The organism is Kribbella sp. NPDC059898 (genome assembly GCF_042730855.1).
Lineage (GTDB): Bacteria > Actinomycetota > Actinomycetes > Propionibacteriales > Kribbellaceae > Kribbella.
This window is the reverse complement of the sequence record NZ_JBHWKR010000023.1, coordinates 1-13778: the sequence shown is the minus strand read 5'-3', so window position 1 is coordinate 13778 and position 13778 is coordinate 1. Positions and strand designations below refer to the sequence as shown.

Here is a 13778-nt window from a genome sequence, read left to right as displayed (position 1 = left end):
CTCACGGTGACAGCCAAGGCGGACGGGCGCGGACGGCTTGCAGCATGTGGCCAGAGTGTGGCCGCAGCCGCCGGTGTCGCGGCGAACGACCTGTTCACAAGAGAAGATGGACAGCGTGACAGACACAGGACCGGCCGTTCCAGGCTGCACGGACGTGGTGCTGGTCCGGTCCGGTATCCCGCAGGTGTACCGATGCCTACGGCAAGGGACCACGGTCAGCGCCCTGGTGTACCCGGTGCGCGTCGACGCGAGTACTGCAGCCACCTTTGCCAAGCAGGCGAAGGCCCTGCAGGGCGTTGAGCACCCGCACGTGGCACGGGTGCTGGAGCCGGGCATGACCGACGGCTACCCGTACCTGATCACCACTGCCGACACAGGCACGCTGGCTGACCAACTGCGCGATCAGCTTCGCTCTCCGGCAGACCTCGCCGTACTGGGCCAGCAGCTCGCCGAAGGACTGGCCGCGATCCACGCCGCCGGGCTGGTTCACGGTGGCCTCGCACCGGGCGCCGTGGTGCTGCAGCAGGACGGGCGGCCTCAGCTGTCCGCGCTGACACTAGGGCTCGGCCAGCACACCGGCCACGCCGCCCTGAACTCACCGAGCCAGCTGTACATCGCACCGGAGACCCTGCGCGACGGCACCCTGACGGCCTCGTCCGACCTGTACGCGCTCGGTGCTGTGCTGTACGCCGCATGCAGCGGCAAGCCACCGCTCGCAGCCCGGATGGGCGAGACAGCCGGCGAACACATCCTGCGGGTGCTGAACGACCCGCCCGCGCGCCTCGACGTACTGCCGGACTCGTTCGCCGGGCTGATCGCGCGGCTGCTGGAGAAGGAGCCGGCCAAGCGTCCTGGGTCCGCGGCTGAGGTCGCGGCCGCACTGGGTGTGCTCGCGGCGTCCGCAACGCCGATGCCTGCCGCGCGGTCGGTCGCTCCGACGACTGCTCCAGCGCAAAAGCCTGTGGCTGCGGCCATCCTCCCGCGTCCAACGGTCCTGAAGCGCAAGGACCTTCCGTCGTGGCCTCCGGCAACCAACCCGACACCTCCCCGGACGCCGCAGCCCCAACCCCAACCGCCGCGACAACCGTTAGCTACTCCAGCGCCTGCTCCGGTTCAGCCAGAGCCCACAGCACCACCGGATCCGCCTGCACCCGTAAAGCCGCGACGCAACCGCCTACTGATAGCCGGGGGCGTAGTGCTCGCCGCAGCGCTCATCACGGGCTTCGCCCTGGCCAACCGCAAGGACCAGACCGACCAGCCACCGATCAGCGCACCCACACCGACGCAATCGTCCACACGGGCATTCGTCATCACGCTGAACCCGCCCGCGGACCACAGCACGTACGTCGACCTCAGCTGGAGCGGACCGTCGGACGTCAACTACGCGGTCGTCGTCGCCGAGGCCGGCCAGAAGGCCAAAACGACGCTCGTCTACAAGGCGACGAGGTACCGCGTCAACGTGGTGCCGGGTGTGCAGTACTGCTTCGCGATCCAGGCCACGGACGGCCTCAACCCGGGGCAGTCCCAGTCCCGGCCGATCCGCGACGCCCAGTGCGAAGGACACTGATCAGCCGATCAGGCTGCGCGCACTGAGTGTCGTCCGGATCCGCTGCGACAACCGTCCCTCGGCCAGCCCGCGACGGGCCTTCCGTACGGCGGACCACGCGAACTCCCGGTCCGGGTCGGAATCCTGCCCGGACCACAGCGCCCGGTCCAGACACCCGGCCAGCAAGGTCATCGCCTGCGACACGGCCCCGTCCGAATCACGCGCCAGGTCCCGTGCGGTCGCGGCCGGCGTCACCCGTAGGCCGTGGTCCCGCAACAGGTCACGGGCCTCGGCCCACGCCCCGAGCGTCCCGTGCCGCCGGCGGCGTTGACGACGTACGGCCTTCGCCAGCGGGACTCCGACGAGCCAGAGCAGCAGTACGACGAGCAGGACGCCTCCTGCGATCAGCAACCCGGCCCAGCCCGGGAAGTGGTGCGTGGACGGCGTCTTCGGGGCAGGCAGGTTCGGCTCGGACTGGTGCTCGCGCTCGATCTCCTTGGTGGACGGCAGGTTCTTGCGTACGGTCTCCGCCGCACCGGCCAGGCCGCCCTTGCCCGTCGTGGACGTCGCCGTACCCGTCGGGTCGAGCGGCACCCAGCCGACACCGGTGACCGCAACCTCCGGCCAGGCGAGTACGTCGCGGTTGTGGATGACGTACGTACCGTCGGGGCTCGGCGTGTCCGGCTGCTTGAACCCGACCACCAGGCGCGCGGGTAACCCGAGCAGGCGGGCCATGACGACGTACGCGGCCGCGAACTGCTCCGACGTTCCGCGCTTGCTGTGCAGGAGGAAGTAGTTGAGCTGGGCGTACCCGTGGCCGGTCGGGAGGTTCTCGCCGGTCGCGAGCTTGTAGTTGGTCCGCAGGTACTTCTCCAGGACCAGTGCGAGCTCGAACGACGGTCGGACGTCTCCGGCAATGGTGCGGGCCAGTTCGTCGATACCCGTTGGCACCTCGCCCAGGTCGTCACCGCTGCGCAGGTCCGAGTCGACACCGGCCGACGCCAGTTGGTCGACGTCCACCGTCGGCTCGGCCCAGTTGACGCGGTACTGCGACGGCCGTGACTGATCGGCCAGCAACGCACCCGACGCTGGGTCTACCAGCAGCGGCTTGTCGTCCACCACGGACAGCGTGCGGCTCTGACTCGGCAGCCACGGCAGGGACCAGTCGGCCAGCGCTATGTCCGCGGACTGCCGCCGTACCGGGACCGTCACGTGAGAGTCGAGCGGGAGCTCGCGGCCGAGGCGCTGGAACTTCGGAGCGGCCGTCCAGGTCACTCCGTCGAACGAGTCGAGCGCAATGACCGGCCAGCGGTCCACGGGTCCGTTGGCTCGTGCTGTGAACACCACGGTGTCCGGTGAGTGCAGCCGTTCGGCAATCTCGGTCAGAGGGTTGCTCAACACCGTTGGAGAGTCAGGAGGGCTCGGCTTCGGCAGATGCACCGCGCTAGAGGTCGGCAAAGCTACACCAAGCGTGCTGGCGGCTACGGCCATAGCCGCGAGTGCTGCGACCAGCCGGGCCCAGGACCCGCGATCACCCGGCCACTGCAACAGGACGAGCACACAGCAGGCTATTAGCGCCAGCCCGGCAACCACTGCGTCGAAACCGGTCACGGTGACGTAGGCCTGCGACAGCCCAGCCACCACGACCGCGGGCAGCAAAGCCAACAACCGCGAGCGTTGCAGCACGCGTGCACCGATTAGACAGGCAAGAAGCACCAGTGCTGGCACGAACGCGACGAGATCAGGCACAGGACTGGCTGGCCACGTCGACTCGAGCGTACGGCGCCAGCCGGACGTCACGGCCTCCCACAACGACACCGGGCGAAGAGCGGCGCCAGGAATGACCGCGAGCAACGCGACAACGCCACCGACCAGCGTCAACGGCACGCGCCACCGGGCGAGCGCCGGCCGGTGCAGGATCGATTCTTCAACCAGGTAAGCGACAACCGCGACCGCCAGCATCGGCCAGAGCACAGCCGACGTACCGAAGAGCGGTGCGAACAACAGGCCCGCTACAACAGCAGCGGCGAGTACTCCGAGGATCGGCAGCCGTCGGCTCATGTCGGTACGACGTTCCAGGCGTCGACGGCGTTCTGCGCATTGTCCGCATGGATGACGTGTACGCCGGCGGCCGTGTGCAACGCGGACTCCGCGTGCGTCACGTCGACGTACACGACAGGCCTGTAGCTCGTCCGTACGGTCGACAGGTCGGCTGCGTTGCCTGTCAGCACCATCAGCGCGCCCCCGTCACGCGTGACGGGCAATGACTCCAGCAGGTTCGCCGTGGCCGTCGACTGCTCGATCCTCGCCAGCTCGTCGAGCAGATCGCTGACGGACTGGACGTCGTGGTCGGTACCGCACGGAGTAGTGAGGCGTAGACGCTGGCCGGACTGTGCAGCAACCACCAGGATCGAGGCCGCGACGGAAACAGCGGTGTCGAACTGGTCAGCGGTCAACACCGACGTACGCGTGTCCAGCAGCACCTGGAGTCGCGGCTGGTCCGGGTCGACGTACTCACGCACCATCAGCCGCCCCGCACGCGCGGACGCCTTCCAGTGCACGTGTCTGACCTCATCACCCGGCACGTACTCACGCAGCCGGCGCAGGTCGATCGAGCCGCGCAACTGGGACACCGGGCCCTCGAAGTGATGCCGCTGCCGGATGCCGGATGCCGTACGGGCGGCGTACCGCTTCGGATGGACCAGAAGCGTTGCCGCGCTACCGATCGACACCCGGCAAGCCACCAGGCCGAAAGGGTCCGAACGGCGCAACACCAACGGCCCTACCGCCACAGGGCCTCTACGGGAGGTCGGCAGCTCGTAGTGGTACGTGGCAGCGCCGTTAGGTGCCAAAGACGCGACTGCTACCTCGGACTGGTGCTGGCCGGCCGTATCAGCCGCTACGAACGCCGGCTGCCGCCGGGTGGCCTCGTTACGCACCACGAGCCGTGCCAGCGCGGGCTGACCACACTCGACCCGGTCCGGGTACAGCACACGCTCCACGGTGACCTTCGGGCGCCGTACGACCGTCAACACGCTCACCAGCACCGCAGCCAGCCCTGCTCCGGCCAGCACCTGCAGCATTGGGTACCCGAGCAGCTGCCCCGCTACCAGCAAGGCGACAGCGCCGCCCAGTACTCCCCAGGCTCGCAGCGTGAGCCGGGTTGTCATGACACGACGCCAAGAGCCCGCTTGAGATCACGTCGTACGGGGTTACCGGGTGCAGGGGTGTCTTCGAGTACGTCGTCCACCACGCTCTCCGCAGTACGCCGAGCCAGCGTGGCGTCCGCGGTCAGCACCAAACGGTGCGCAAGAACCGGGTGGGCGATGTTCTTGACGTCGTCCGGCGTCACGAACGACCGGCCGTCCGTGGCAGCGATGGCACGGGCAGCCCGCACCAGTGCGATGCTGCCGCGCGGGCTGGCGCCGTACCGGACCGCGCTGTGCAGACGGGTGGCCGCAGCAAGCCGGACGGCGTACGCCATCACCGCCTCGTCGACGTACACCGACTTCACCGCGGCCACGACACCGCGCAGCGTTTCGGGGTCGATCACCGGCTCGAGGTCGTCAGGCGTCGGCCCGGCACCGTCCAGCGCGACCACCTCGACCTCGGCGTCGTGGTCCGGGTAGCCGATCTCGATCCGCAGCAGGAAGCGGTCCAGCTGCGCCTCGGGCAGCCGGTACGTGCCCTCCATCTCGATCGGGTTCTGCGTGGCCAGGACCATGAACGGGTCCGGCACGCGGTGCGTCTCCGCGTCCACGGTGACCTGCCGCTCGGCCATCACCTCGAGCAGCGCGGACTGGGTCTTCGGCGTACCACGGTTCACCTCGTCGGCGAGTACGACGTTCGCGAAAACGCCGCCCGGGTGGAAGACGAACCGGCCCTGGCCCTGGTCGTACACGACCACGCCGGTGATGTCACCGGGCAGCAGGTCGGGCGTGAACTGGATCCGGCTCCAGCGGCCGCCGATGCTGCGCGCGAGGCTCCTGGCCAGGCTGGTCTTGCCCAGGCCGGGCAGGTCCTCGATCAGCAGGTGGCCGCCCGCGAACAGCGTCGCGACCGCCAGCCGCACGACCTGCGGCTTGCCGCGGATCACCCGCTGCACGTTGGCCGCGATCAGCTCGTACGCTTGCTGGGGTTCCATGCTGCCGTCCCGCATCCCCACTACCTGTCCTTCCGTCGGCGCGCGGTACGTCGTACGGCACCAGCCGGCGCACTGGCCGGAGGCAGTGCGGGAGCACCGGCCGTCGGCGTCGCCATGGTGGAGCCCGCAGTACCTGTTGCGGTTGGGCTGCTGCTGTTGTTGCGCTCACGGGTGATCGCCTCGACTGTGATCGTCACTCCGACCGCAGCCAGACCGGTGTAGCGCGTGCTCGTCGTCGTAACCGTCCTGTCCGCCTGGCCGGTCACTGAGACCACGTAGTGCACCAGCTGACCGCCGTTGAGGTTAGGCACGGTCCAGTTGACTGTGAGGGATCCCTTGCCGGGTTTAGCAGTCACCCTTGGCGCAACGGCTGGCCCGTACGGGTAGACGGTGCGGCTGGCGGCGGAGCGCACCGACGTACCAGCACTGTTCGTGGCTGTCACCTGGTAGCTCACCCCCTTGCCCTTGGGCGGGTTGAACGTCGCTGTGGTCTGGTACGTCGGCACCTGGAGCTTCGTGCCATCCGAGCCGAGCACGGTGTAGCCGCTCAGTGTGTAGTCCGCAGCGTTGGGTGTGCTCCAGGAGACAGCCACCGAGCCATCCGGCTTCGCGGCTGCGGCGACCTTCGTCGGCGGGCCTGGCGGATCTGCCGCGCCGTTGATCGAGATCACCTTGGAGTCCACCGCGGGCCCGGACCCAACGCTGTTGATCGCCTGCACAGTGAAGATGTAGCCACCGCCGTTGAGCAGTTGGCTGAAGCTATGGCTCCGGGAGCTGCCTGAAACGGTGGCTGTGCCCGATGCCGGCAGGCCGACGACGTACGTGCCTGGTGCGACCCGGAAGCTCACCTTGTAGGCGGAGATCGCGGCACCGTTGGCCCGTGCGGCCGTCCACGTCACCGTCGCCTTGCCGCTGCCAGGCTTGGCGGTCACCGCGCCAGGCGCACCAGGCGCGGCCGGCGGCGGTACGGGCTTCCTGGTCGGCTTGGGGGTCGGCTTCGTCGGCTTGGTGGGCGGCGGAGGCGTCGGCCGGGTGGGTTCGGTCCGCTTCGGCCTGTGCTCGGTCGGGTGCGGCGGCAGCACGGTCTCGGTCGTGCGCGGCTTGCCGATCGTCACCTGGACCCGCGGCAGGATCGGCCGGTGCGTCGGGGTCGACGGGGTCGACGTCGGCGTGCTGCTCGGGGTCGGCGTGGTCGGGTTCGGCGTCGGCGTCGGCTTGGTGGCGGACGGCGACACCGGCTTGTCGTCGCCGTTCACGTCCACCTCGCTGACCGAGCCGTCACCGTCGACCACGGTCACCACCTGGCCGGTCTCGTCGTCGATGTACAGCCGGCCGTCCTGCCCGGCAGTGAGGCGCGGCCCGCCCTTACGGTCGCCCTTCTTCTTGCCCAGGTCGTGCGTGTGCAGAGCCTTGCCGTCCGCCGCGAACGTCCGTACGACGCGCTTGTCGGTATCCACTACCGCGACGGAGGCGCCGGCCGCGGCGACAGCGTCGTACCGTCCCGGCGGCAGGTTGATGCTCTCGGCCGGCTTGGCGCCGGCCGCGTCGACCAGCAGTAGCCGCTGACCGGCCAGGATCGGGATGCGCCCGTTGACGTCCGACTGCGCCACGACAGAGGTGGTCGGTAGCGCACCAGAAACGTCCAAGGGCACCGCATGGCCGGCTTCTTCACCGCTCAGCGGAGTCAGGGTGCGCTTACTCAGGTTGGCGAACGCAGGCTTGCCGGACACACTCAGCAGCGCACCAGCGTCTTTGCCTTGTGCAGGCAGCTCACAGGCCAACGTTGTCGATGCAGGCGCCAGCTTGCAGAAGTGGTCCGAGTCGCGCAGCCACAGCGCACCGTCGGCCGTAGCGACCGCACTGGACACCACACTGCCCACGGTGATCGTCTGCAACTGGTCACCGAGCCGAACGACCTGGCCGTGCTGCCGGTAGACCAGGTACGGACCGCTCTGGGCCTCGATACCGATCGGTTCCTCCGGGATGCCGATCCGGACCGAGTTCTTGACGGTCAGGTTCGACTTGCCGAACACGATCACGCCGTCGGAGCGGACGACGTACCCGTTGGTGGCGCCCTGGACGACCTGGCTGCCGGCCTCGGCCTGTACGCCGCGGACCTCGGCGTCGACGTTCTTGCCGCCGCCGTCGACCCGGAAGACCGCGCCGAGGGTGGCGTTGTAGACCCAGTGCCCGGCCTGCTGGAACGCAACGGCCGGGGCTCCGCGGCCAAGCGCCGAGTACCCGATGAACGTCCCGAGGACCAGGGCCGCGATCGTCCACCACGCCACGGGGCGGCGGATCGCACTGGCGAGGCGGGTCATGAGGCCTAACGTGCCTTTCTTCTGTCCAGCTGCGGTACAGCGGCGATACATCAGGTCTGAATCTGACCTCAAGAGGCCACGGTGGAGCGGGCCGGGTCCTCGGGCTCGCCCAAGTCGGCCAATGCCTGGCGGGCGTCCGCGGCGGTCGGGCCTTCCGGCAGCAGACGCAGCGCGCGACGGAAGTACTCAGCAGCCTGCTGGCGGGCGCCACCGCTCGCCTCGGCCATCGCCAGGTTCACCAGCACGGTCCCCTCGGCGTCCCGGTCGTCGTGCACCGAGGCGATCCCCAGTGCGGCCGTGAACTCGGCCCGCGCGGCCGTGATCCGTCCGGCATGGGTCAGGGCGCTTCCGAGAATGTTGCGGCAGATGAGCTCGCCGTACCAGTCCTTGCTGTAACTGGCCGCACCAGCGACAACAGCGACCAGCGGGGTCCAGTTAGGGACCTCACCACCGTTCTCGACGTACTGGTGCAGCGCGCTGATCAGCAGCCACGCGTTGGCGACGTCCTTGTCCGCCAGCAACTGGCGGATGGCTCCGGTGACCTCCCCGTGCCGTGTGCTGAACCAGTGGCGAGCAGCCACCGCGTGTTCCCCGTCCAGGGCACCAGCAGCTTCCAGCACGCTCCGCACGTACGCGGCTGGCCCGGCGGGCTCTCTAGGCTGGTCCGGTACGTCGTTGAGCAGTTGCTGCTGCAGTCTCCGGAGCTCCTGGCCCGGCTCAGTCCCCAACTCGTCCACCAACGCGGCCCGGGCCTTCTGGTACGTCGCCAGCGCATCAGCCCGGCGTCCCGCGTCCCGATACGCGACCAGTAGCCGCGCCCAGTTCGTCTCCCTGAGCGGGTCCTCGGTCGTGAGGCTCTTACACAACGCCACGGCGTCCGCGAACCGCGTCGTACCGATCAAGGCATCCGCCAGCCGCTCCCGCACAGACCAGTGCAGCTCAGCCAGCCGCGTCACCTCCGGCTGGTGCTGGTCGGTGACAAGCCCCTCGTACGGCGTACCCCGCCAGAGCGACCGCGCCGCCTCCAGGTGCTTCAACGCCGTTGGGGCATCCCCTGCCGTCAAGGCGTCCCCACCTGCGACCAGCAGCGTCTGCATGCGATCGGAGTCGAGCTCACCGGCCTCCACCCGGATCCGGTACGCCTTGGAGCGACTCTCGATCCGCTGCCCGTCAACACCGAGCGGCGGGAGCGTCCTGCGCAGCTGCCAGATGTACGTACCGATGTTGCGCTCAGCCGAGACAGGCGGCGTCCTACCGGACCAGACCGTATCGACGATCTCCCCGACGCCCACCCAGCTGTTCGCCTTCACCAACAGCAGGGCAAGCAGCGCCCGGGGCTTGTCGGCCCGGATATAGCTGACCGCATCGGTGCCATCGATTTCCACAGGCCCCAGCACCCGGAACAACACCGCCGCACACCTCCACTGCGCTGGACTCAACGAACCACTCCGACGCAGTGATCCACACGCCGGTTCCACACCCACAGACCGCAATCAGCTACAGAAGGTAATTACCCGCACGGCTCCCATCAAACCGAACGGGTGGGTCACACTGACCCCATGGAGTATGTCGTCCTGTACAGCCTCCGCGAAGGGGTCGACCGCGCACGCCTCCTCGAGGTGTACCCCCGACACAAGGCGTACTACGAGAAGTTCCACGCCGACGGCGGCGGACTGATCGCACTGGGCCCGTTCCAGCCCCCCGAGCCGACGGCCGGCTCGATGGGCATCTTCAGCACCCGCGAGGACGCCGAGCGCTTCGTCACCGACGACCCGTTCGTCCTCGAAGGCCTGGCCACCCCCCGGATCCTGGAGTGGAATTCCGTACACCTCGGCTGACTACGCACCCACGAAGCCGAGCATGGCCGTGGCGAGTTGCTCGGGCGCTTCCATCGCGACGTAGTGCCCGATGCCGTCGATCGTCACCGCCGTCACGTCGGTCGCGACCTGCCGCATCGTGTCCGCCGTGAACTCCCCCGAGCCGCCGCCGACAGCCAGCACCGGTACTGCCGTCTTCCCCAGCGCGCGGAACTCGTCGGCCTCGGCCAGCGCCGACCGGTACAACCCCGCCGCGCCGGCGAACCCACCGGCCCGCGCGAACCCGCGGGCGAACTCGTCGAGGTCGGCGTCCGTGAACAGCTCTGGCCTCGGCGTCAGCGACGGTACGGCGTACTCCGCGACGAACCGCCGCTCCCGCCCGGCGAGCAGCAGCTCCGGGATGCCCGGCGCCGCGAGGACGCCGATATGCCAGATGCCCGCCAGCAACTCGAACCCGAACCCGGGCAACGTCGTCTCGATCGCGGTGTAGCTCGCGACGAGCTCGGGCCGGGTCGCGACCACCCGGTACGTCGCCGTACCGCCGATGTCCTGCCCGACGAGATGCACCGGCCCGACCCCGAGGTACTCGATCAACGCCGCCAGATCCGCGGCCGCCGTCGTACTGTCGTGCTCCGGTCCCGCGACCGCGGAATCACCGAAGCCGCGCAGATCCACCGCGAACACGCGATGCCGCCGCGCCAGCAACGGGATGACCTTGTGGAACGTCCACCAGCTCTCGGGAAACCCGTGCACCAGCAGAACCGGCGTACCTTCCGCCCCCTCCGAAACGTAGTGCAGCTCGGTCCCGTTGACAGCCGCGTGGTGATGCTCGGCCATAGCAACCTCCAATAGACAACCTAGTTGTCCACTATCTTGCAAACTGGACAACCTGGTTGTCAATACCTAGGCTCCGGTCATGGCGCGATCCCGAGGAACCGAACTCGCCCAACTGCTATTGGGCACCTTCGACGCGATGGTCGACGAGGTCGTCGCCGGACTGGCCGAACAAGGCCACCCCGGCGTCCGCCCCGGCCACGAGTTCGCGCTCACCGCCATCGACGCCGGCGCCACCACCGCGTCCGCCCTCGGCCGCCACCTCGGCGTCTCCAAACAGGCCGCCGCCAAAACCGTCGCGGCCCTCACCCAACTGGGCTACACCACCACAACCCCCGACCCCACCGACGGCCGCCGGCAACTCCTCCAGGTAACCCCCCGCGGCCACGAGATGATGACCCTCGGCGCCGCCCTCTTCGACCGGATCCATGCTCGTTGGTCCCACCAACTAGGCACCCGAGCCGTGGCCGGCCTGGAGTCGACCTTGAAACAACTCACCTCCGACTGAACCGGGCGGCATCCCACCTCCGAGCCGGGATGCCACCCGCCACCTCAACTCAGTCCCACCACTGGAACTGCCACCCGTACGCACAGTTCCACTCCGGCGCACAGGTCGTATCCGGGTCCCGGTACCAGACATCGGACACCTGATACCCGTTGTGCCGCGTGATGTTCATCAGCTTGATGCACGCATCCTCGGTCGCACAGGTAGTGGTGTGCTCAGCCTCCACCTGCGCATGAGCCGCCGTCGCCCCACCCAACACCAGAGCCGCCGCAGCCGCCCCCATCACCATCACTCGCCCGATCGCCCTCATCCACACGCTCCTCACGTCACTTTTCGTTGCCCTACGCAACACCAACCGACGCTAACCCCACCCCACCCACCCCACAAACCATTCGACCCACCCCAAACCCACCACCACACCGCCCCCAAACCGCAACAAAACCGCCACCCACCAACCCAGAAAACCTGCTAACTGCCTTAGAGTCTGAGACATGACCCCGCTCGGCTCCCTGACCCGCGAGCCAATCACCATTGAAGGGGTCGAGTGGACATCCAAGGTCGTTCGCACCGGAGGGCCGTCCGGCCTGCTCCACGACGAGTGGTCGCTCTCGATCCGGTTCGCCTGCGACCTACCCTTCCGCGCGGCCGCATTCCTCGATTCGGACGGCGTCCGCCAGTACGCACGCGATTGGGCCCGTCATGCCGAGCAAATCGCGACGCTGAACGTCACCTTCAACCCCTACGACTGGCTCCGGTCAGACGAAGTACAGCTCACGGCGGGCGGAATCAGGGCGACTTTCGAGTCCGCGGCACTGAAGACGAACCCCATATCCGCGACAACCGTCCACATCGCAACCGGCGCTTCGAGCCACACCGGCGTCCCCCTCACCGTCCTCACAATCCCTGAGGCCGGCGCCTCCTTAGCCGTCCTACCAGTCCGCAGCACCGACACCAAGGGCAACCGAACCCGCTGGCGCCTACGCGACAAGCACACCCAAGCCCTCGGCAACTTCGCCTTCCTCACCACCGGCCACCGCTCAGGCCAACTCCACCTCTCCGGCTGACAGAACATCGCCTTTGGTAGGCCCCGTGGGACTCGAACCCACAACCCGCGGAGTCCGACAAAAATGCACCCACCGTTTGCCATCAATTGCCAAATCCACCCATGACCTACGGATTCGCACCATCGAATTTGGCATCCGTGACTGAGCTTAGTCGTTACTTTCTGTTGATCGTGCTGACTAAGGGCTGACAGTCGGGTCTGCTACATGAGCAGCGACAGCTCGGTCACGCGGCCTGGCTGGCGTCTCACGTGCCTCCGACGCATTCTTCACCTCACTGCTGACGGCTGCAAACCCGTGCTATCGACCGCATCAGTGCCGGCCAGCCGTGCCGGATCTGACACCGCGGCGCCAAGCCGACAAGTCAGCGACGCAGAGAGGGATCGATGCCGCCGGCGCGCCAGGCGACGATGTCGAGTGCGCGTAACAAGCTGATCCTCGGGCCGGTGGCGAGATTCGCGATCTCGGTCCACACGGCGAGCTGATCGACTAGATCCTTACGCATGGCCATTGCGAGGACGACGAAGAACTCTCCCCACGGCCGACCTCGTCTGACGGGAAGCGGTGCTCCCTGACCTACTTGGTAACAGCGGCGGACACGTTCATCGTAGAGCGGGATCAAACCGGGCCGTTTGCGGTGCAGGATCTTGGCCAGGATCGTTCCCTGCACACCTGGAATTCCGGGGTCATCAAGCACACCGAACAGGAGCCGGATCGGCTCCAGATCGTCGTCTCCGGCTGATGTCAGCTCGGCGTCCTCGGGGATTGCAGCAAGGCACTCCTGCAGTCGGGCCCTCCGTTCCTGCAAGCCGTAGTAGGCCTCCAGAGTCAGACGGCCGACGTTCAGAAGCACGGGTGCCAGGAGATCAGCATCATCAATTCTCTTCGGGTCGGACCGAGCGTCGTACGCGTCGTACGCGGGATATGCCCAGGCCGACGCTCCGGTCAGGTACTCGCGAGCCCATTCGATCGCCTGCTCCCGCTCAACAACCACACCACCCACCCGTAGGCAGTTCGGATCGATGGCGGGAACGTTCATGGTTGCGGTCTTTCCGCGGGGCTCAGGGTGCGCTCGTTCGAGCGCGCTGACCAGTAGTGTCGCCACCTGCTGCACGGTGACATCGAGCGGAACGGCGACCTCGTACTGCATCGCCGAGCGCCCCCCGACGTGGGTCAGCATCATGCTGAGCCGACCGAGACCGTCCGGCACCACCGTGGCCTCGATGTCTTCGACTCGAGCCCGCATCGCTCCGAACTGGCCGCTCGGTCTGAACCCGACTGCCTCGAAAGTACTCTGCCAGCTCGGCCCCGAGTCGGCATGGGTCATCAGGTCGTCCTTCCAGATCACGTTGCATTCCAATCCTCCGGAGCGTCACCGAAGACTTTGCGCGCAGAGGCAATGACACCCCCGACCGATGGCATGGTTGCCGGCACACCCTAGTACTGCACCAACTCCTAGTGTCCCCCGCCAGGAATCCTTTGAATATATGCGTTGAGTCGTTCGAAGATCTGGTCGGCGGTCTTGGTCCAGGTGAACGGTCGCGGGTTGT

At 67.8% G+C, this 13778-nt stretch carries 12 protein-coding genes; 4 read left to right on the top strand and 8 right to left on the bottom strand.

Going from position 1 to position 13778, the window contains the following annotated elements; genetic code table 11:
- The first annotated feature begins 115 nt into the window (after nt 1-115).
- Nucleotides 116-1567 carry a serine/threonine-protein kinase gene (locus tag ACFV9C_RS41015; RefSeq protein WP_380202773.1) on the top strand — a complete coding sequence of 484 codons (1452 nt, stop codon included), beginning with the start codon at nt 116-118 and terminating at the stop codon, nt 1565-1567.
- Here the strand turns inward: ACFV9C_RS41015 and ACFV9C_RS41010 are convergent, their stop codons facing one another.
- From ACFV9C_RS41010 to ACFV9C_RS40990, 5 genes are all read right to left on the bottom strand, one after another.
- Nucleotides 1568-3607, bottom strand: coding sequence for a transglutaminaseTgpA domain-containing protein (locus tag ACFV9C_RS41010; protein ID WP_380202771.1), 2040 nt, complete (start codon nt 3605-3607; stop codon nt 1568-1570).
- The gene (locus ACFV9C_RS41005; RefSeq protein WP_380202769.1) at nt 3604-4716 is read right to left on the bottom strand and encodes a DUF58 domain-containing protein; all 1113 of its coding nucleotides are present in this window, start codon (nt 4714-4716) and stop codon (nt 3604-3606) included. The genes ACFV9C_RS41010 and ACFV9C_RS41005 overlap by 4 nt, the downstream gene beginning before the upstream one ends.
- The gene (locus ACFV9C_RS41000; RefSeq protein WP_380202767.1) at nt 4713-5690 is read right to left on the bottom strand and encodes an AAA family ATPase; all 978 of its coding nucleotides are present in this window, start codon (nt 5688-5690) and stop codon (nt 4713-4715) included. Before ACFV9C_RS41000 ends, ACFV9C_RS41005 begins: the two co-directional genes overlap by 4 nt.
- 20 nt (nt 5691-5710) lie before the next feature.
- Nucleotides 5711-8011 (bottom strand): fibronectin type III domain-containing protein, encoded by a 2301-nt coding sequence (locus ACFV9C_RS40995; protein WP_380202765.1) that lies wholly within the window; start codon nt 8009-8011, stop codon nt 5711-5713.
- A 68-nt stretch (nt 8012-8079) separates the two neighbouring features.
- Entirely contained in the window at nt 8080-9396 is a 1317-nt protein-coding gene (locus ACFV9C_RS40990) for a BTAD domain-containing putative transcriptional regulator (RefSeq protein WP_380202762.1), read from the bottom strand.
- A gap of 174 nt (nt 9397-9570) precedes the next feature.
- Between ACFV9C_RS40990 and ACFV9C_RS40985 the strand changes: the two genes are divergently transcribed.
- Nucleotides 9571-9849 (top strand): YciI family protein, encoded by a 279-nt coding sequence (locus ACFV9C_RS40985; RefSeq protein ID WP_380202760.1) that lies wholly within the window; start codon nt 9571-9573, stop codon nt 9847-9849.
- Here ACFV9C_RS40985 and ACFV9C_RS40980 read toward each other — a convergent pair whose 3' ends face one another.
- Nucleotides 9850-10665, bottom strand: a complete 816-nt coding sequence (locus ACFV9C_RS40980) for an alpha/beta fold hydrolase (RefSeq protein ID WP_380202758.1) — start codon at nt 10663-10665, stop codon at nt 9850-9852.
- A gap of 79 nt (nt 10666-10744) precedes the next feature.
- On the opposite strand from ACFV9C_RS40980, the gene ACFV9C_RS40975 reads away from it, so the two are divergent.
- A complete protein-coding gene (locus tag ACFV9C_RS40975) occupies nt 10745-11170 on the top strand; it encodes a MarR family transcriptional regulator (RefSeq protein WP_380202756.1) in 426 nt (141 codons plus the stop codon).
- A 49-nt stretch (nt 11171-11219) separates the two neighbouring features.
- Here ACFV9C_RS40975 and ACFV9C_RS40970 read toward each other — a convergent pair whose 3' ends face one another.
- Entirely contained in the window at nt 11220-11477 is a 258-nt protein-coding gene (locus ACFV9C_RS40970; RefSeq protein ID WP_380202754.1) for a hypothetical protein, read from the bottom strand.
- Nucleotides 11478-11658: 181 nt separating this feature from the next.
- Between ACFV9C_RS40970 and ACFV9C_RS40965 the strand changes: the two genes are divergently transcribed.
- Nucleotides 11659-12231 carry a hypothetical protein gene (locus ACFV9C_RS40965; protein WP_380202752.1) on the top strand — a complete coding sequence of 191 codons (573 nt, stop codon included), beginning with the start codon at nt 11659-11661 and terminating at the stop codon, nt 12229-12231.
- A 361-nt stretch (nt 12232-12592) separates the two neighbouring features.
- On the opposite strand, the gene ACFV9C_RS40960 is transcribed toward ACFV9C_RS40965, so the two are convergent.
- Nucleotides 12593-13576, bottom strand: a complete 984-nt coding sequence (locus ACFV9C_RS40960) for a DUF6308 family protein (RefSeq protein ID WP_380202750.1) — start codon at nt 13574-13576, stop codon at nt 12593-12595.
- Between the last annotated feature and the right edge of the window lie 202 nt (nt 13577-13778).